The sequence below is a fragment of the Brevibacillus sp. 1238 genome (genome assembly GCF_029892995.1).
Lineage (GTDB): Bacteria > Bacillota > Bacilli > Brevibacillales > Brevibacillaceae > Brevibacillus > Brevibacillus parabrevis.
In genome coordinates this window covers 757,572-779,412 of sequence record NZ_JARXWC010000002.1, presented here as the reverse complement: position 1 = coordinate 779,412, position 21,841 = coordinate 757,572, and the positions used below count along the sequence as shown (strand labels likewise).

General features: G+C 56.9%; 1 protein-coding gene. It reads right to left on the bottom strand.

Translation table 11 applies throughout. The features are described 5' to 3' along the window. Positions 1–38 precede the first annotated feature (38 nt). A complete protein-coding gene (locus tag M2298_RS07440; protein ID WP_481752849.1) occupies positions 39–21,827 on the bottom strand; it encodes a non-ribosomal peptide synthase/polyketide synthase in 21,789 nt (7,262 codons plus the stop codon). Between the last annotated feature and the right edge of the window lie 14 nt (positions 21,828–21,841).

Here is a 21,841-nt window from a genome sequence, read left to right as displayed (position 1 = left end):
GGCGCCGGCGTTTGACGCCTCCTGGCAGGTTGTATGCCTTACTTGTCTTGGATGAGATCAAGCAAGTCGGCAATCTCTTCGTCATCCCAGCCAAATTCGGACAAGTTGCTCGCAGCCGATTGGGCTGGTGCGGCGGCTTTGTCTGTCTTTGCGTGTGCAAGCAATTGGCGCAAGGCAGTGATGTAGTAATCTGCCAGCGCTTCGATCGTTTCTTTGCGGTAAATTTCTTTGCTGAAGGCGATGCTCACCACCAGTTGACCACCGACGACCGAGCACCCGAAATCGAGCAGGTGTTGGCGATCCGAGTTGCGGTTGAAGTTGTCGCCTCTCGCTTCGCTGGCAAAGCCGAACAGGGAGTCCGTGTCACGAACCGCCTGATCCAACTGGCCGAGGTAGTTGAAGCTGATCTGCGCTTTGGGCAAAGACTTGAACTTCTCCACTGTTTCCTTGTTCAAGTAACGGAGGATGCCGTAGCCGATTCCTTTGTGCGGAATGCTGCGCAACTGTTCTTTCGTCATTTGCAGCGCTTCTGTAAGCGAGCTTGTTCCCCGCGTATCCAGCAAAATCGTGTACATGCTCGTGAACCAGCCGACTGTCCGGGACAGATCGACATCGTCAAAAATGTCTTCGCGTCCGTGCCCTTCCAGATGCACCAAAGTGGTCTGATTGCCCGTCCAGACGAAGACCGCTTCTGCCAAGGCAGTCAGCAAGACGTCGTTGATCTGGGTTTGGTAGACGGCTGGCAGCTCTTGCAACAGCACTTTCGTCTCTTCCTGCGTCAAGGCGACGGAAACGGTTCTGGCTGCAAGCTCGCGGTTTTGACCATGCTCGTAATCTTTTGGCAGAGCAGCTACCTCTGTATCGAGACGGCTCAGCCAGTAGTCGGCCTCTTCCGTGAGACTGTCGGACACGGCGTACTCGACCAGTTTTTCCGCCCAATATTTGTAGGAGCTTGTCTTCGGCGGCAGTTGTACCTGCTTGCCTTGCAAAAGCTGGTTGCACGCCTTGTTCAAGTCTTCCGTGATGATTCGCCATGACACCCCGTCGACTGCCAGGTGGTGAATGACGATCAGCAAACGGCCTTCCTGCCCGGCGCCCATGTCGAAGTAAACGGCACGGAGCAACGGGCCATCTGCCAGGTGCAAGCTTGCCTGCGCTTCCCCGGACAGCTTCTCGATCTGCTCCACTTGCTGGTTCGCTGGCAAATCTCCCAGCTCCACCACATAAAACGGAATGATATCGGTCCACTCAGCGCCCGCCTGCTTCCACGCTCCATTTTGATGGTAGAAACGGAGACGCAAGGCATCATGGTGACCGAGCAAGTGATAAAAGGCTTGTTTCAAAATCTCCGGATCGATCGGCTGAACGGTGAGCAGGACGGATTGGTTCCAATGGTTGCGATCCGCCAGTTTTTGCTCGAAGAACCAGTGCTGAATCGGCAGGAGTGGCACTTCGCCTGTGACGAGACCTTGTTCCGCGCAAATGTGGACCGAATCTCCCACAGCATGCGACAGCTCGGCAATCGTCTGATTTTCGAATAAAAGCTTGGGCGACAGGCGGATGCCGGACTGCCCTGCTCTGGCCACAATCTGAATGCTCAGGATCGAATCGCCGCCGAGTTCAAAGAAGTTGTCGTGAATCCCGACTTCCTCGACTCCGAGCACTTCCTTCCATATTTGCGCCAAAACTTTTTCGACGAACGTCTCTGGAGCTACATATTCACCATCAGCAGCTGTGTACTCCGGTACAGGCAAGGCCCGGCGGTCTACTTTGCCGTTTGGCGTGAGCGGCAGAGCTTTCAGCGTGACAAAGGCCGCTGGCACCATGTATTCCGGCAGTTTCTCCTTGAGGTAGCCGCGCAAATCGTCAGCTTGTTCCGCATCGTCTTCTGCCACCACGACATAGGCGGCCAGTCGTTTCACGCCCGGCATATCTTCGCGGGCAAGAACGATCGCCTCTTTGACCGCTGGGTGCTGATACAGCACACTCTCAATCTCGCCCAACTCGACGCGGAAACCGCGGATGCTCACCTGGTCGTCGGAGCGGCCGATAAATTCGATCTGGCCGTCTGGCAAATAGCGCACGAGATCCCCCGTCCGGTACATTTTCGCCCCGCGATTCGCTGTGAACGGATTGTCGACGAAGCGTTCCTGCGTCAGATCAGGACGCTTGTAGTAACCGCGAGCCAAGCTGCTGCCGGCAATGTACAACTCGCCTGTCACACCAATCGGCACTGGCTGGCGCTGTTCGTCCAAAATGTACACTTGCACGTTGTCAATCGGTCGCCCGATCGAAGGCGGAGTGACCTGACCAGCTTGAACCGCGACGATGCCTGCTGTGGCGACGACCGCATTTTCCGTAGGGCCGTACTGGTTGACCAGCGTAAACGGCACATGCTCCGCCGGGTAATGATGCAGCTTGTCGCCGCCTGTCAGCACGTAACGCAAGGCAGCATGGGACGGCCAGTCAACAGACAGCATGCTCTCTGCCAATGGCGTCGGCAGGAAGCTGATCGTGATTCCTTCGGCAACGAGCCAGTCGCGCAGTTTTTCCGGGATGAGACGAATCTCTTCCTGCGGCAAGTACAGCGTGGCTCCTGCCGTCATGTACGGCCAAATTTCCCAGACAGCGGCGTCGAAAGCTGTTCCCGCGATTTGCGATGCCCGATCATCTAGCGTGATGGCGTAGGCACGTTGGTGCCAATAAATGAGGTTCAACAGAGCGCGGTGCTCGATCTCTACCCCTTTTGGCGTTCCCGTTGAGCCGGACGTGTAGATCACGTAGGCGAGCTGGTCGGTTGTCGCTGCCAATTCCGGCGCTTGCGTGCTCTCTTCGGCAATGACCTCCCAGTCCGCATCGAGGCAAATGAACGCGGCATCGCCCGCAGGCAATGTTTCCAGCAAGCGTTCTTGCGTCAGCACAAACGGCATGCCTGTGTCTGCCATCATGAAAGCCAGACGCTCTTGCGGATAGGCTGGGTCCATCGGAACAAACGCGCCGCCCGCCTTGAGAATGCCCAGTTGTCCAACGATCATCTCGCTGGAGCGTTCGACGCAAATCCCGACGAGCGTCTCTGGTGTAATCCCTTGCTGTTGCAGGTAGTTCGCCAGCTGGTTCGCTTTTGCATCCAGTTGTGCGTACGTGAGCGAGCCTTCGGCGGAGACGACCGCCAGTTGCTCCGGCATTTTTTCAGCCATAGCGGCAACCAGCTCGTGCACGGTTTGCTCGTACGTGTAAGCGGCAGCCGTGTTGTTCCAAGCGGATACAAGCTGCTCGCACTCATCTGTCGCAAGCAGCGGCAACGCCTGAATCGAGCTGTCCGGTCGGGCGACGATGCCCTCCAGCAGCTGATGGAAATGATTGACCATGCGCACGATCGTGCTGTGGTCGAACAGATCGGTGTTGTAGTCAAACGTAGCGACCAAGCCGTTTTGCGTTTCCGCCATCGTCAGGCTGATGTCGTACTTGGACATGACGGCTTCGTTCTTGCTTTCAAACGGTACGATCTCGATGCCCTCAAATTCACGGGTCAGCATCTGGAAGTTTTGCAGGGCAAACATGACTTGGAAAAGCGGCGAGTAGCTCAGGCTGCGCTCCAGCTCCAGTTCGTCTATTAACTTTTCAAAGGGCAGGTCTTGATGGGTGTAGGCTTCCAGCGCCGTATCGCGTACTCTCGACAGCAGTTCGCGGAAAGTAGGTGCGCCGGACATGTCCGTTCTCATCGCCAAGGTGTTGATGAAAAAGCCGATCATCGACTCGGTTTCCTGTTTGTTGCGTCCGGCGACCGGGCTGCCGACGATGATGTCGTCTTGACCGCTGTAGCGATAGAGCAAAGTCTGGAACGCCGCAAGCAACGTCATGAACAGCGTCGCGCCTTCTTGGCGGCTTAAAGCGTGCAGCTTTTCTGTCAACGCCAGCGGGAACGCCGTCGTGTACAAGGCTCCGTGATGCGTTTGCACAGCCGGGCGCGGACGATCTGTCGGCAAAGCCAGCATCGGCTCGGCGGCACCGAGTTTTTCTCTCCAGTAAGCCAGCTGCTGTTCGAGCACCTCGCCTTGTAGCCAATCGCGCTGCCACGCGGCAAAATCGGCGTATTGCAGCGGCATTTCGGCGAGCTGCGGCGTATCTCCCTTGGAGAGCGCTTCGTAAATCGTCGCAAGCTCTCCCATGAAAATGCTCATCGACCAACCGTCAGAGACGATATGGTGCATGTTGAGCAGGAAGACGAAATCTTCTTCACCCGTCTGAATCAGCGTAGCTCGCAGCAACGGCCCTGTACGCAAGTTGAACGGCTGGCTGGCCTCTGCCTTTTCCAGACGCTGTACCGCAGCTTCGCGCTCTTCGTCCGGCAAATCGCGCAGGTCGATTTCAACGAGACGCCATTCCATCATCTCGTGAATGACTTGCACCGCTTCTCCGCCGATGTCGGTGAAAGTCGTGCGCAAGCTTTCGTGCCGCTCGATGATCGTTTGCAGACTGCGCTCCCATGCCCGGATGTTGAGCTGCCCTTGAATCCGTACGGCAGACGGGATGTTGTACAAGGCGCTGTCCGGCATCAGGCGATCCAGGAACCACAGCCTTTGCTGGGCGAAAGACAGCGGCAACTGTTTGTCCCGCGGTACAGGGACGAGCGGAATGCTGGTGACGCCTGATTGCTCCTCTAGCAGCCCGGCAAGCTTTTCGCTCATTCCGGCCACATCAGGATGTTCGAACAGCGTGCGCAGCGGGACATTGACGCCAAATGCTTCTTTTAAACGGGAGACGGCTTGCGTAGCCAAAAGCGAATGTCCGCCCAGTTCAAAGAAATCATCGTAAACGCCGACGCGCTCTACAGAAAGCACTTGTGCCCAAATGTTCGCCACGATTTCTTCGATCGGCTTGCGCGGCGCCACGTACGCTTTGCCTGTCTCGGCATGTCCGTAGTCAGGAGCTGGAAGGGCGCGGCGATCCACTTTTCCGTTGACCGTGAGCGGAATTTTTTCCAGCCAGACGTAGCCTGCTGGCACCATGTATTCCGGCAAGGTCGACTTCAAGTAGCGGACAAGCTCTGCTTCATCCGGCTGCTGCCCGGTCGCGGCGACCAGATAAGCCGCCAGACGTTTGTCTCCCGCTCCCTCCTGCCGTGCGATCACGACGACATTTTGCACCGCTGGATGCTGTCTGAGCGCATTTTCGATTTCCCCCAGCTCGATGCGGTAGCCGCGGATTTTCACCTGGTCGTCGATCCGGCCGAGAAATTCCAGCTCGCCGTTTTCCAAGTAACGCACCAGGTCGCCCGTCCGGTACAGTCGCTCGCCTGCTTGGCCGAACGGGTTCGCGATAAAGCGCTCTGCTGTAAGCTCGGGACGGTTCCAGTAACCTCTCGCCACCCCTTTTCCGCCGATGTACAGCTCACCTGGCACGCCGATTGGCACAGGTTGCAGATGAGCGTCCAGCACGTAGACCGTCGTATTGGCGATCGGGCGGCCGATTGGCGGATTTTTTCCGTCGTCCTGGCAATGCTTGAGCGTAGCCGTGACGGTCGTTTCGGTCGGTCCGTAGCAGTTGATGAATTGACGGCCTGTAGCGTAGCGGGCGACAAGCTCCCGGCTCGGCGCTTCCCCGCCGACAATGATCGTCCGCAAGTCTGGCAAATCTGCTTCTGGCAAGGCAGCCAGCACAGAGGAAACCATCGCGAAAGTCGTAATTCGTTGCTCCTGGAGCACCCGGATCAGCTCTGGCCCCGGCAAAAGCGACTCGCGATCCTCGATCACGAGTGTCGCTCCGGCAAGCAAACTCATGACGATCTCCGAGACCGACACGTCGAAACTGAACGAGATGAATTGCAGGACGCGGCTGGTCGCATCGATCTGGAAATGGCGGATCAAGTCATAGGCCAAATTGATCACGCTGCGATGCTCGATCATTACGCCTTTTGGCAATCCGGTCGAGCCGGACGTATAGATCACGTAAGCGAGATTGTGCTCGCCGACGCTCGTTTCCGCGTTTGTGACAGGCTCGTTCGCCAATTCGTCGCTGTCCAGGCAAATGACCTGACGGGACGAAGCTGGCAGTCTGTCTGTAAGTGAAGCCTGCGTCAACAAAACGCTCGCCTGCGAATCCTCGATCATGTAGGCAATCCGTTCTTGCGGGTGCGCCGGGTCGAGCGGAACGTAAGCTGCCCCTGCTTTCATCACGCCGAGGAAAGCGACGATCATTTCCGGAGAACGCTCGACGCAAATCCCTACCAGTTCATCCGGTTTTACCCCTTCAGCAAGCAATCGGTGGGCCAACTGGTTTGCCCGTTCGTTCAACTCGGTATAGGTCAGTTCCACGTCCTTGTAGACGAGAGCAACGGCATCCGGCGTCTTTTCCACTTGCTGTTCAAACGCCTGATGGACGCATAGCTGCTGCGGGTAGGCCACGCTCGTCTCGTTCCAGTCGACCAAAACTTGCTGGCACTCGCGCTCACTGATCATCGACACGTCCTGGAGACGTTGTTCCGGCTTTGCTGTCATGTCCTGAAGCAACTGAGACATCTGCTGCAACACGCGCTCGATTTGCTCAGGCGCAAATCGGTTTTGCTCGTACTTGATTTTTACAATCAACTCTTCGCCCGGGCCGCAGACGACCGTAAGCGGATAGTTCGTCTGCTCGATCGTCTCCACGTCAGACAAGCGCAGCTGGTGCTGTTCGTCTTTCACCGACTCCCCGATCGGGTAATTTTCAAAAATGAAAATGCTTTCGAACAAGGCGGTGTTGCGCGTCATTTCACTCCAGCCCTGGATGTCGACCAATGGCGTGTACTCATACTGGCGAAGCTCCACTTGCTGCTCCTGCATGCCGCGCAGCCATTCCCGAACGGATTGGTTCGCATCCAAAGCAACGCGAATCGGCAAAGTGTTGATGAAAAGTCCCACCATGCTCTCTACGCCAGGCAGATCGGCGGGACGCCCGGACCCTGTCGCACCGAAGACGACGTCATCCGTTCCGCCGTAGCGGCCAAGCATCAGCGCCCACGCCCCTTGCACCAACGTATTCAGCGTCAACTGGTGCGTACGGACAAAAGCTTGCAAGCGGGCGGTCGCGTCTTTCGCCAGACGAATTTCTTGCTCCTCGTACCCTTTTGGCAAATCAGCCCGGCCGCCAGTGCTGTTGCCCATCGCCAGTGGAGTTGGCTCGTAAAAGCCTGCAAGCTGCTCACGCCAAAATTGTTCGGCGGCTTGCAAGTCTTGCCGCTGTACCCACTCTAGGTAATGAGCGAACGGTTGAACAAAGCTGTGCGCGACTTCTTTTCCTTCTGCCAGAGACAAATAAGCGCTAAACCAGTCTTTCAGCACAATCGGGATGCTCCAGCCATCGAGCAAGACGTGGTGGAAGCTCCATGTGAAGCGATACGCACTCTCGCTCAACCGGAACAGCGTCCAGCGCATGAGTGGTGCCACAGCGATCTCGAAGCTGCGTCGGCGGTCAGCCGCCAAGTATTCGCTCAGCTCCGCTTTTTGCTGGTCAGGCGTCAGATGGCGCAGGTCGATTTTTTCCACGCACGCCTTCACTTGCTTGCGGACGACTTGATGCGGTTCCGTCAAGCCTTCCCATATAAACGAGGTGCGCAAAATCGAATGGCGATCCACAACCTTTTGCCACGCCTGCTCAAACGCTTCGACATCCAGTCCTTCCACCGTCATCGCCAGTTGAACGACGTAGTCTCCTCCCTCCTGCTCGTACAGAGAGTGGAACAACATGCCGCCTTGCAACGGGCTTAGCGGATAGACGTTTTCGATCGAGCGATTTTGTCCCAAATACTTGTCGAGCGCGCGCTGATCCATCCGTGCAAGCGGGAAGTCAGATGGCGTATAGCCGCCTGCCGCTTCGGACTGGGCATGCGCAATGATTTCACGCAGCGCTTCCAAATAGTTGCGGGCAAGCTGCTGGATCGTGGCTTCCTCGTGAATGTTTTCGCTGTACATCCACGTGACGTGGAGCTGCTCCCCTGCAATCACGCTGTTTACGTCGAGCAGGTGCTGGCGAATCGCCTGCTGCCCCACATTGGCGCCTCTCGCTTCTTGCGCCATCCCGAATTTCGACTCGGGTACAACTGCCTGATCAAATTGTCCGAGGTAGTTGAAGCTGATTTCTGCCTGCGCCTTTTCTGCCAGACGCTTTTGCAGCTCCTCATCCTCGCTCAAATAGCGCAAAATGCCGTAACCGACGCCTTTGTTCGGAATGCTGCGCAGTTGTTCCTTGACCGCTTTCAGCGTGTCTCCCCACGGCTTCGTCGGGTCGACCGAAAGCTGTACCGGGTACAGGCTCGTAAACCAGCCAACCGTCCGGGACAAGTCTGCGCCCTCGATCAACTCCTCGCGCCCATGCCCTTCCAGATGAATCGCGACTGTCTGCTCGCCTGTCCAGCGATGGAGCGCTTTGGTCAAAGCGGCAAGCAACACGTCATTGATTTGCAGACGATATGGCGAGAGCGTATCTTGCAGCAAGGCGCGAGTCTCTTCCGCGTTCAAGGAAAGCATGACTTGTTTAACGGTCGCTTCCGTGTTTTCGCTTGGCTCGAAGATGCGGTCAATCGGCAGCGGTTTTACCTCGTCCATTTGTTCCAGCCAAAATGCTTTTTCCTGATCAAGCGCTTCGGACGTCGCGTACAATCGCAATTGCTCGGCCCACGTCTTGAACGAGGTCGTCTTCGCCGCAAGCTGCACCGCTTGTCCTTTTGCCAATTGCTCGTAAGCGGTTTGCAAGTCTTCGAGCAAAATGCGCCAAGATACACCGTCTACCACAAGATGGTGAGCGACGATCAACAGACGGCCCGGCTGTTCGGCCCCTAGCTGGAAGTAAACCGCTTGGACAACAGGCCCCTCAGTCAGATCGAGGCTCGCTTGCACTTCGCTGGCTATTTCCTCCAGTCGCATCTCTTGCTCCGCCGTCGTCGGGAAGGCGGAAAGGTCGACGCTGCGGAAAGGAATTGTCTCGGGAAGTCCTTCAATCCGCTGTGTCCAGCCTTGCTCTGTCCGGCTATAGCGCATGCGCAATGCGTCATGATGAGCGAGCAGGCACTCGATGGTGCGCTCCAAAACAGCCAAATCCACAGGCTGCTGCACCGTCAAAAGCAAGGATTGATTCCAATGGTGCACAGACGGCTGTTCGGAGGCGAAGAACCACGTTTGAATCGGCGTGAGCGGCACGTCACCTGTCACGATGCCCTGTTCATTCGGCAGTTTTGTTGCTTCGCTTTCGTCCGTCACTGTAGCGACGCTTGCCAATTCCGCAATCGTCTGGTTTGCCAAAAGCTGTTTCGGCGTCAGGCGAATCCCCGCCTGGTTGGCCCGGGACACGATCTGGATGCTCAGAATCGAGTCGCCACCCAGTTCGAAAAAGTTATCGTGTATCCCAACATCCGCTAATCCAAGAACATTTTTCCATATATGCGCAAGCTTGATCTCCAGCTCGGTTGCCGGAGCTACATAAGTGCCGTCCGCCTCGCTATTGAACAGATCAGGCGCTGGCAATGCGCGGCGATCCACTTTGCCGTTCGGAGTCAGCGGCAGGTCAGCCATGAAGACAAAAGCCGCTGGCACCATGTACTCAGGCAACAGTTCCTTCAAGTAGCTGCGGAAGTCGCCTGCTTGAACGGCTTGTCCTTCCTGCCCTTCTCGCTGCACGATATAGGCGACAAGCCGCTTCATCCCCGGCATGTCTTCGCGAACGAGGACAATCGTTTCTTTGACCGCCGGGTGGCTGTACAGAGCCGTTTCGATTTCACCGAGTTCGACGCGGAAGCCGCGAATGCTCACCTGGTCGTCAGCGCGCCCGATGAACTCGATGTTTCCATCCGGCAAGTAGCGGACAAGGTCCCCGGTCTTGTACATGCGCGCGCCCGCTTTTTGCCCATACGGATTCGCGATGAAGCGTTCTCTGGTCAAGTCAGGGCGATGCAAATAACCGCGCGCCAGGCTGTCTCCGGCGATGTACAGCTCTCCCGCTACGCCAATCGGCACGGGTTGCAGCTTTTCATCGAGCACGTACACCTGCACATTGTCGATCGGACGGCCGATTGATGGCGCGGATACTTGGCCCGCTGCTGCCGGAACGATGCCTGCCGTGGCGACGACGGCGTTTTCCGTCGGCCCGTATTGGTTCGCCAAAACAAACGGCAGCGTTGCCGGCGGGTAGTCGTGCAGCTTGTCTCCCCCTGTCAGCATGTAGCGCAGCTTGGCATCGCTCGGCCACTCCAAGGTCAGCAACCGTTCCGCCAATGGCGTCGGCAAAAAGCTGATGGTGATGCCTGACGCGACGAGCCAATCTCGCAGCTGCTCCGGCACGAGACGGATTTCTTCAGACGGGAGGTACAGCGTCGCTCCCTTTGTCAAATACGGCCAGATTTCCCAGACAGAAGCGTCAAAAGCTGTCCCGGCAATTTGCGTCGCCCGGTCTTCTGCGCCCACCTCGTACGCGCGCTGGTGCCAAGAGACGAGATTTAACAAGGCAGCATGCTCGATCTCTACCCCTTTTGGCGTTCCGGTCGAACCAGACGTGTAAATGACGTAAGCCAAATTGTCGCGGTTTGTAGCGATCACCGGAGCCACGTCGCTCTCTTCTGCAATGAGACTCCAATCGCGATCCAGGCAAAGGAACGTCGCTCTCGCCTCTGGCAATTGCGCAAGCAGATGCTCCTGGGTCAATACGACTGGCATCTCGGCATCTTGCATCATGAATGCGAGCCGCTCTTGCGGATACGCCGGGTCCATCGGGACGTAGGCACCGCCCGCTTTGAGTATCCCCAGCTGAGCGACGAGCATGTCGATGGAGCGATCCAGGCAAACTCCGACAAGCGTTTCAGAGGTAATTCCCTGCTTGTGCAAGTAATTCGCTACTTGATTCGCTTTGGCATCCAGCTCGGCATAGGTGATCTGTCCTTCGTCCGAGACGACTGCCAGCTGATTCGGCAGCTGCTGCGCGATTCGGGCAACCTGCTCATGCACGCACGTATCGCGTTCTGACGGCACGCTCGTATCGTTCCATTGGAAAAGCACTTGCTTACGCTCCTGGTCGCTGACAAGCGGAATGGCAGTGATCGGTTGCAGCGGATTGACCGACACAGCTGCAAGCAGGTTGGCGTAATGGCCCGCCATGCGCTCAATCGTCGCCGGATCAAACAGATCGGTATTGTATTCAAAGGTCGCCATCAGCCCTGCAGGCAATTCGACCGTGGTCAAGGTGATGTCAAACTTCGCGCTGACTCCCTCTTGACCGATGTGGAACGGCTCAAGGCGAATGTGCGACAGCGCTTGGGCGTCCATCGGGATGTTTTGCAAAACGAACATCACCTGGAACAGCGGCGAGTAGCTAAGGCTTCGTTCCAGCTCCAGTTCATCGACCAGCTTTTCAAACGGCAGGTCTTGATGGGCGTACGCTTCCAGCGCCGTCTCGCGCACTTTTCCGAGCAAATCGCGGAAGGTCGGTTCACCGGACAGGTCCGTGCGCATCGCCAGTGTATTAATGAAGAAGCCGATCAGCGACTCGGTTTCCTGTCTGTTGCGTCCCGCGACCGGACTGCCGACGACGATGTCGCTTTGGCCGCTGTAGCGATAAAGCAAGGTCTGGAAGGCAGCGAGCAAGGTCATGAACAAAGTCGAGCCTTCTTCCCGGCTGAGTGTTTTCAAAGCCGCAAGCCGTTCTGCCGGAAGCGTGATCGTATGCATGGCTCCTTTGTGGCTTTGCACGGCCGGACGCGGACGGTCTGTCGGCAGGGCAAGCAGCGGTTCTGCGCCACCGACTTTTGCTTTCCAATACGCAAGCTGCTGCTCCAGCACGTCGCCTTGCAGCCAATCGCGCTGCCATGCGGCATAGTCAGCGTATTGCAGCGGCAGTTCGGCAAGCTGCGGCGTTTCTCCGGCAGACAATGCTTCGTATATGGTCACAAGCTCTTCCATGAATACGTTCATCGACCAGCCATCCGCAACGATATGGTGCAGGTTGAGCAAAAAGACGTACTCTTGCTGAGCCATGACGAGCAAGCTCGCCCGCAGCAACGGGCCGCGCTCCAGGCCAAACGGCCGCTTGGCATCTTCTATCGCGAGCTGCAATGCCTTCGCTTCGCGCTCAGCTTCGGCCCATTCGCGCAAATCCACTCGGCCCAGGCTCCACTCGATTGCCGGGTGAATGATTTGCACCGCTTCCCCGTCTCGATCCGAAAAAGTCGTCCGCAAGCTCTCGTGACGCTGGATCAGCAGCTTGAGACTGCGTTCCCACGCCTCGACATCCAGTTCCCCGTGCAAACGGGCAGCAGACGGGATGTTGTACAGGGAGCTGTTCGGGATCAGCCTGTCCAGGAACCACAACCGTTGTTGCGCAAACGAAAGCGGTACATGCTGGTCGCGCGGCACTGGCACGATTGGCAGGCTGCGAAGAGCGGTTTCCCCTTGCAAAAGGGACGCAATCTGTGTACTGATCGCCGCCGTCGTCGGGTGATCGAACAGCATGCGCAGCGGCAATTCTACGCCAAATGCTTGCCGCAAGCGGGAAATCGCTTGTGTCGCCAGGAGCGAATGTCCGCCCCGCTCAAAGAAATCGTCATGCACGCCGATTTTCTCGACGGAAAGCAGCTGCGCCCATATATTCGCTACCATTTCCTCCGTCGGCGTCCGCGGCGCGACATACTCTTGACGTGTCGCCAAAATCCCCCAATCCGGTGCGGGCAATGCTCTGCGGTCGACTTTTCCGTTCACCGTGAGCGGAATCGCGTCCATAAAGACAAAGCCTGCCGGGATCATGTAGTCGGGCAATGTCTCTTTCAAATAACGGGCAAGCTCCTCTGCCGCTGGTTGTGCTTCGCTCGCTGCCACCATATACGCGGCCAGACGCTGCTCCCATGCGATGACAACCGCTTCCTGAATCGCCGGGTGCTGGCTGAGCGCACTTTCGATTTCGCCCAGCTCGATGCGGTACCCGCGAATTTTCACTTGGGTATCGATGCGTCCGAGGAACTCAAGGTTGCCGTCTGGCAAATAGCGAACGAGGTCGCCCGTGCGATACAGACGCTCTCCTTTTGCTCCGAACGGATGCGCGATAAAGCGCTCTGCGGTAAGCTCCGGGCGGTTCCAGTAGCCGCGCGCCAGTCCTTTTCCACCGATGTACAGCTCGCCGGGCACCCCTACAGGTACAGGCTTTTGATTCGCATCCAGCACGTACAAGGTCGCGTTGGCGAGCGGACGACCGATCGGCGCGCTCTTCATCCCCGCGTTGCAAAGCATCATCGTGGAGCAAACCGTTGCCTCTGTCGGCCCGTAGCAGTTGAAAAACTGACGACGATCCGCATAGCGGGCGACAAGCTCGCGGCTCGGTGCTTCTCCGCCCACGATCAGCGTCTGCAAATCAGGCAGATCGGCAGCGGGCAGTGCCGCCAGAACCGAAGACACCATCGAGACTGTCGTGATGCGCTTTTGTTGCAAAACCGAGATTAATTCCGGGCCAGGCAAAAGCACTTCGCGATCCTCGATCACCAAGGCCGCACCTGCGAGCAACGCCATGACGATCTCGGACACAGACACGTCAAAACTGAACGACGTAAACTGCAAGACGCGGCTGGATGGCTGAATCCGGAACGCCTCGATCAAGGCATGAGCCAGATTCACCACGCTGTGATGCTCCACCATGACCCCTTTTGGCAATCCGGTTGAACCAGATGTGTACATGACATAAGCCAGATTTTGCTCCGTTACCTCGCTTGCCGGATTGGCAACAGGCTCATTTGCCAGCGAATCACCGTCCAGGCAAATCACGCGAGCCTGCGTTTTTGGCAAAAGCTCAGCCAAAGATTGCTGCGTCAGCAAAATGCTCGCCTGCGAATCTTCGACCATGTAGGCGATGCGCTCTTGCGGCAAAGCCGGGTCGATTGGCACGTAGGCAGCTCCTGCTTTCATCACCCCGAAAATTCCGATGATCATTTCCGGGGAGCGTTCGACGCAGATGCCGACCAAGGTGTCCGGCTTCACTTCTTGCGCAAGCAGCCGATGCGCCAGTTGGTTTGCCCGCTGGTTCAGCTCGGCGTACGTCAGCTCCACGTCTTTGTAGATGAGCGCCACGGCATCCGGCGTCTTTTCCACTTGCTGTTCAAAGGCTTGCTGCACGCAAAGCCCGGTCGGATAGTCCACCTTCGTCTCGTTCCACTCGATCAAAACCTGCTTTTGTTCACTCTGACTAATCATGTTCACGTCAGCCAACAGCTGATCCGGGTTGGCGGTCATCGATTGGAGCAAAAGCGTCATTTGCTCCAGCACGCGTTCGATGCGTCCACCGTCAAATCGGCTTTGGTCGAACTTGATTTTCACGAGAAACTCGGCGCCAGGGCCGCAAACAACCGTAAGCGGGTAGTTCGTCTGCTCGACCGAGTCCACATCCGCGATCTGGAAGCTGTGATCGACTTCTTTGACCGACTCGTCAATCGGGTAGTTCTCGAAGATGAAAATGCTCTCGAACAGCGGAGCGTTGCGGGCCATTTCGCTCCAGCCGTGGATGTCGACCAGCGGCGTGTATTCGTACTGGCGCAGCTCCACTTGCAGCTCTTGCAGTTCGCGCAGCCACTCCCGGACTTTTTTGCCGGGGTCCAGCGTCACGCGAATCGGCAACGTATTGATGAACAGCCCCACCATGTTTTCTACGCCAGGCAAATCGGCAGGACGTCCTGATCCAGTTGCCCCGAATACGACATCTGCTTCTTTGCTGTACGTGCCGAGGATCATCGCCCAGGCACTTTGCACCAATGTGTTCAGCGTCACCTGATGCTGGCGGGCAAAAGCTTGCAGCTCTCGCGTCCGCTCTGCGGAGAAGCGGATGCTGCGCTCGTCGTAGCTTTTCGTCTCCCCGACAGCTTGCACGGTCTGCCCGAAGTTCACTTGCGTCGGTGCGTAGATCCCTTTCAGATGGTTGCGCCAGAAGCGTTCAGCCGCTTGCAAGTCCTGGCGCTGAATCCACGCGACATACTGGGAAAACGGATGGACAGCGCCGAGCTGAATGTCTTTTCCGTCAGCCAGAGCCATATAGGCAGCGAACCAGTCTTTCATGACCAGCGGCACGCTCCAGCCGTCAAGCAAGACGTGGTGGAAGCTCCAAATAAACCGATAGGCCGTATCGCTGATGCGCAGCAACGTCCAGCGCATGAGCGGCGGTTCTGTGATCGCGAAGCTGCGCTTGCGATCCTCCTCCAAAAAGGCGTCCCGCTCCGCTTTCTGCTGATCGGCTGGCACATGCCGCCAATCTTGTTCATCCACGACAACCTGGACGTGCTTGCGAACGATCTGATGCGGCGTGGACACCCCGTCCCAAATAAACGATGTACGCAAAATGGAGTGGCGATCCACGACTTTTTGCCACGCCTGCCGGAAGACGTCGACCTCGACATGGTGCATCGTCATGGAAAACTGAACCACGTAGTCTCCGCCCGCATGTTCGTACAAGGAATGGAAAAGCATTCCTTCCTGCAATGGCGTCAGCGGATAGACGTTCTCGATAGAGCGATCCCGGCCCACGTAGTTGTCGATAGCGCGCTGATCCAGTCGCGCTAACGGGAAATCGGATGGGGTGTAGCCCCCTGCCTCTTCTGATCGGCAATGTTCCATAATCTCGCGCAAAGACTCCATGTAATCACGGGCAAGCGCTTCGATTGTTTCTTGGTTATGGATGTTCGCGTTGTACATCCAGGTGATATGCAATTGCTCCCCGGAAATGGCGCTGTTTACATCAATCAAATGAGCGCGAATCGCGTCTGCGGCGATATTCGCCCCTCGCGACTCCTCGGCCATGGCAAACTTCGCGCCAGCCGATACTACCTGGTCAAACTGCCCGAGGTAGTTGAAGCTGATCTCCGGCTTCGTATAGGCTTGCAACTGCTCTTTCCACTCGTCATCATTGCTGAGGTATTGCAGGATGCCGTAGCCGATGCCTTTTTGCGGAATGTGGCGCAGCTGCTCCTTGACTGCTTTCAGCACATGCCCCCATGGCTTCGACTGGTCAAAGTCAAGCTGTACCGGATACATGCTCGTGAACCAGCCAACCGTCCGGGACAAATCCGCGCCTTCGATGATTTCCTCGCGTCCGTGCCCTTCCAGATGGACATGCAACGTCTTTTGCCCTGTCCAACGCTGCATCGCTTTCGCCAAAGCGGCCAGCAATACATCGTTGATTTGCAGGCGGTAAGCGGTAAGCGTCTCATGCAGCAAGGCGCGCGTCTCGTCTGCCCGAAGCGAAAGCGTCACTTGCTTCGCAGCCGCTTCTGTATTCTCGTTCGGCTCGTACGGATGATCGACCGGAAGCGGGCTTCCGCCGCTGCTTTGTTGCAGCCAGTACGCTTTTTCCTGCTCTAGCGCATCCGAGTCGGCATAGTCAGCCAATTTTTCCGCCCACATTTTGAACGAAGTCGTTTTCGCCGGGAACGACACGTCTGCATGGTTCGCCAATTGCTCGTAGGCATGCTGCAAATCTTCGAGCAAAATGCGCCACGAGACGCCGTCGACGACCAGGTGGTGAACGACGAGCAGCAATCGGCCCGCTTTCTGTTCACCCAGATTGAAATACACGGCTTGAACGACATTGCCTTCCGCAATATTCAGGCTCGCTTGCACCTCGCTGGCGATTTCCTCCAGGCGGGCTGCCTGCTCTTGTTCTTGTGTCGAAAGGTCGGACAAATCCACGCAACGGAACGGGGTGTGGTCGCCAAGTCCGTTCATTTGCTGCGTCCACGCGCCATCCACGAAAGAAAAGCTCATGCGCAACGCATCGTGGTGGGACAGCAAGCTTGCGATGGCACGCTCCAGCACGGATACGTCAACCGGTTGCTGAACGGTCAGCAGCAAAGATTGATTCCAATGGTGCAACGACGGTTGGTCGGCTGCAAAAAACCACTTCTGAATCGGGGTAAGCGGCACATTTCCCGTCACGATGCCCTGTTCGTTTTCCCATTTCGTATGGGGCAACTGGCTGGAATCCGCCACGACGCGCAGCAATTCGGCAATCGTCTGGTTTTCGAACAGTTGCTTTGGCGTGAGCCGAATCCCGAGCTGGTTGGCCCGGGCCACGATCTGGATGCTGAGAATCGAATCGCCGCCCAGTTCAAAAAAGTTGTCGTGGATGCCCACATCAGCGACACCCAGCACCGTTTTCCATATATCCGCAAGCTTCACTTCCAGCTCCGTTGCAGGAGCGACATAACCGCTGGCGGCCTCGCTGCGCGCATACTCGGGAGTCGGCAGCGCCCGGCGATCCACTTTTCCGTTCGGAGTCAACGGGAAGCTGTCCATCTGCACGAAAGCGGACGGGATCATGTACTCAGGCAGCTTATCTTTCAAATACGAACGCATCTCGACAGGCTCGACGGTTTGGCCGCCTGCAAAAACGAGGTAAGCGGCAAGCCGTTTGTCGCCAGGGGCATCCTCGCGCACCATGAGAAACGCTTCTTGCACAGCCGGATGGCGAAGCAGTGCCGTCTCGATCTCGCCCAATTCGATGCGGAAACCGCGGATTTTCACCTGGTTGTCGATCCGCCCGATAAACTCGATCGCGCCGTCTGGCAAATAACGCACCAGATCGCCCGTCCGGTACAGACGCGAAGCTTTTTGCGGGTCGAACGGATTGTCGACGAACCGCTCTGCGGTCAGTTCCGGGTTGTTCAAGTAACCGCTGGCAAGCCCATCGCCGCCTATATACAATTCGCCAGCCACGCCCAGCGGAACGGGCTGTCTGTTTTTGTCCAAGACGTACACGGTTGTGTTGCTGATCGGTCGGCCAATCGGGAAGGAAGTAATCTCTTCCGCCAGCTCTGTGACAGGATAGCAGCACGTAAAAGTCGTGTTTTCCGTCGGGCCGTAGCCGTTGATCACCGTCACTCCGTCCAGCGCCAGCACTTTGCGCACGTGCGGAACAGAGACGACATCGCCGCCGACGAGCAGTTGGCGCACCCCGCGCAAATAGTCTGCGTTATGGTCGACCATGATCGAGAACAAACCTGCCGTCAGCCAAAGCGTCGTTACTTTGTGCTGCACAATCGCTTCGCCCAGTTCATCGAGGGATGGCAAATCCGGCGGCATCAGCACCAGCTTGGCTCCGTTCAACAATGCGCCCCAGATTTCAAAAGTAGCCGCGTCAAACGAAACCGTAGACGCTTGCAGGAATACATCCTCTTCGGTGATCGTGACGTAGTTTGTGTTTTTGACCAGGCGGACGATGCCGCGATGAGCGACGAGAACCCCTTTTGGCGTGCCTGTCGAACCGGACGTGTAAATGACGTAGGCGAGACTGTCTTTTGTCGCATCCACGGCAGGCGCAAGCGGACTTTCCGCTGTCCACTTTTTCGCATCGCGGTCGAGATAGACCGTGCGGCGCTTGCGTCCTTTCCATTGCTTGCCTAAATGTTTTTGCGTCAGCAAAATCGATACGTTGGCATCTGCCAGCATGAAGGCGAGGCGCTCTTCGGGATAAGCCGGATCAAGCGGCACATACGCTCCGCCTGCTTTCAAAATCGCAAGCAGACCGACGAGCATGTCCAGCGAACGGTCGACGCACAGCCCGACGAGAGTGCCTGCTTCCACGCCTTGCTTTTGCAAGTAGTTGGCGAGCTGATTCGCTTTTGTATCCAGTTCGGCGTAGGTCAATTGCTGGTCACCCGCAACTGCGGCGATGCGCTCCGGGTACCGGGCTGCCGTTTCCGCAAACAGTTGGTGCGCCGTTTTGTCACGCGGATAGTCGGTGGCTGTCTCGTTTTGCTCCACCACCAGCCTATTCCATTCGCTCTCGCCGAGGAGGGCAAGCTGATCGAGCGACGCTTCCGGTTGCGTGACGATCGACGCCAACAAATGTTGCAAATGCTCAGCCATTCGCTCAATCGTCGTGCGGTCGAACAAGTCCGTGCTGTACTCAAATGCAGCGACGAGGGTGTCTTCCTTCTCTCGCATCGTCAAAGTCAGGTCGAACTTGGAAGTCGTCAGATGGCTCTCGGTATCCACTGGCGCAACGTGAAGACCTGCTGTCTCGACGTCCTCCAGCGGGAAGTTTTGCAGAACGAACATGACCTGGAACAGCTGCGAGTAGCTGAGGCTGCGCTCCAGTTGCAGTTCATCGACCAGCTTTTCAAACGGCACATCTTGATGCGCATAAGCTGCCAGCGCTGTTTCGCGTACTCGTGCCAGCAATTCGGTAAAGGGCAAATCTCCTGACAAGCTCGTGCGCAAAGCAAGCGTGTTGACGAAGAAGCCGATCAATTTCTCGGTTTCCTGACGATTGCGTCCAGCTACCGGACTGCCCACGACGATGTCTTCCTGACCGCTGTAGCGATACAGCAACGTTTGGAAAGCGGCGAGCAATGTCATGAACAAGGTCGTGTTGGCTTCCTTGCTGAGCTTTTTCAATTTAGCGAGCAAATCGTGCGAAAAGCTCGTCGTGTAAGTCGCCCCTTCGTAGCTTTGCAAGGCAGGACGCGGTCGGTCTGTCGGCAAAGCGAGCAGCGGTTCCGCCCCGCCGAGCTTCTCTTTCCAGTAGGCGACTTGCTGCTCCAATACTTCGCCCTCCAGCCACTCGCGCTGCCAGGCGGCAAAATCGGCATACTGAATCGGCATTGGCGCGAGCTGCGGCACTTCGCCTTTGCTGTACGCTTCGTAATGGGCAAACAACTCGCGCAGGAAGACACCCACTGACCAGCCGTCAGAAACAATGTGATGCATGTTGATCAAAAAGACGTGCGCTTGCTCCTCTGTCCGGATCATCGTCGCGCGCATCAACGGACCTTGGCGCAGATCGAACGGCCGGGCGGCATCGTCAGCAGCCAGACGCGCGCTTGCTTGCTGCTTTTCCTCGCTGGAACGGTCGCGCAAGTCCACGGTATCCAGTTTCCAGTCCAGCTGCGGATGAATCACCTGTACGGCTTGTCCGTCTATGTCAGTGAACGTCGTACGCAAGCTTTCGTGACGGGCGATAATCGCTTGCAAGCTTTTCTCCCATGCTGCGACGTCGAGTTCCCCCTGCAAACGCAGCGCAAACGGAATGTTGTACATCGGGTTGTCCGGCATCAACTGATCGAAGAACCACAAGCGTTGCTGGGCAAAAGACAGCGGCAAAGCGCCATCTCTTGGCACAGGCTGAATCTGAGTCGAGCTGCCATCCGTGCCCGGCCCTCCCAGCTGAAGAGCGGCCGTTTGTTCACTCCACGCGTCAATCGTCGGGTGCTCAAAAATCGAGCGCACAGACTGCTCGACTCCAAACACTTCGCGCAGCCGGGAAATGACCCGTGTCGCCAAAAGGGAGTGACCGCCAAGCTCGAAAAAGTTATCGTGAATCCCCACTTTTTCGACTCCAAGCACCTGCGACCATATGCTTGCGATCAGCTCTTCCGCCTGATTGCGCGGCTCTGTGTATGCTTTTGTCTCTGAACGGTTCCCCCACTCCGGCTCCGGCAAGCGCCTGCGGTCGATCTTGCCGTTTGCTGTCAGCGGCATCGCGTCTAGGAACACATAAGCAGAAGGCACCATGTATTCAGGCAGTTTCGTTTTGAGCCATGCCTGCAAATCGGCAACTTCTGGCGCATCGTCTTTGGCAACCGTCACATACGCTGTCAAATGCTTCTCGCCACGGTCGTTTTCCCGCGCCATCACGACCGTTTCACTCACTTCCGGGTGCAAGGCAAGCGCTGCTTCCACTTCCCCCAATTCGATGCGGAAACCGCGGATTTTCACCTGGTTGTCGATCCGCCCGATAAATTCAATCGTGCCGTTCGGCAAGTAGCGCACCAGATCGCCCGTCCGGTACAGACGCGATCCTTTTTGCGGATCGAACGGATTCTCCACGAACCGCTCTGCGGTCAGCTCCGCATTGTTCAAGTAACCAAGAGCAAGGCCGTCTCCCCCTATGTATAACTCGCCTGCTGCTCCATACGGGACAGGCTGCTTGTGTTTGTCCAATACGTATACGGTCGTATTGCTGATCGGTCGGCCAATCGGGAAGGAAGTAATATCTTCAGACAACTCCGTGACAGGATAGCAGCACGTAAAAGTCGTATTCTCCGTCGGGCCGTAGCCGTTGATTACCGTCACTCCGCCCAGCGCCAGCACTTTGCGCACGTGCGGAACAGAGACGACATCGCCGCCGACGAGCAGTTGGCGCACCCCGCGCAAATAGTCCGCGTTATGGTCGACCATGATCGAGAACAAGCCTGCCGTCAGCCAAAGCGTCGTTACTTTGTGCTGCACAATCGCCTCTCCGAGTTCATCGAGGGATGGCAAATCCGGCGGCATCAGCACCAGCTTGGCTCCGTTCAACAATGCGCCCCAGATTTCAAAAGTAGCCGCGTCAAACGAAACCGTAGACGCTTGCAGGAATACGTCCGCTTCGCTAATCGTGACGTAGTTCGTGTTTTTGACCAGGCGAACGACGCCGCGATGCACGGCGAGAACCCCTTTTGGCGTACCTGTCGAGCCGGACGTGTAAATGACGTAGGCGAGACTGTCTTTTGTCGTATCCACATCAGGCGCAAGCGGGCTTTCCTCTGCCCACTTTTTCGCGTCGCGGTCGAGATAGACCGTGCGGCGCTTGCGTCCTTTCCATTGCTTGCCTAGATGTTTTTGCGTCAGCAAAATAGAAATTTTCGCATCTGCCAGCATGAAAGCAAGGCGCTCTTCGGGATAAGCCGGATCGATCGGCACATACGCTCCGCCTGCTTTCAAAATCGCAAGCAGACCGATGAGCATATCCAGCGAACGGTCGACGCACAGCCCGACGAGAGTGCCTGCTTCCACGCCTTGCTTTTGCAAGTAGTTGGCAAGCTGATTCGCTCTCGCTTCCAGCTCGGCATAGGTCAATTGCTGATCACCCG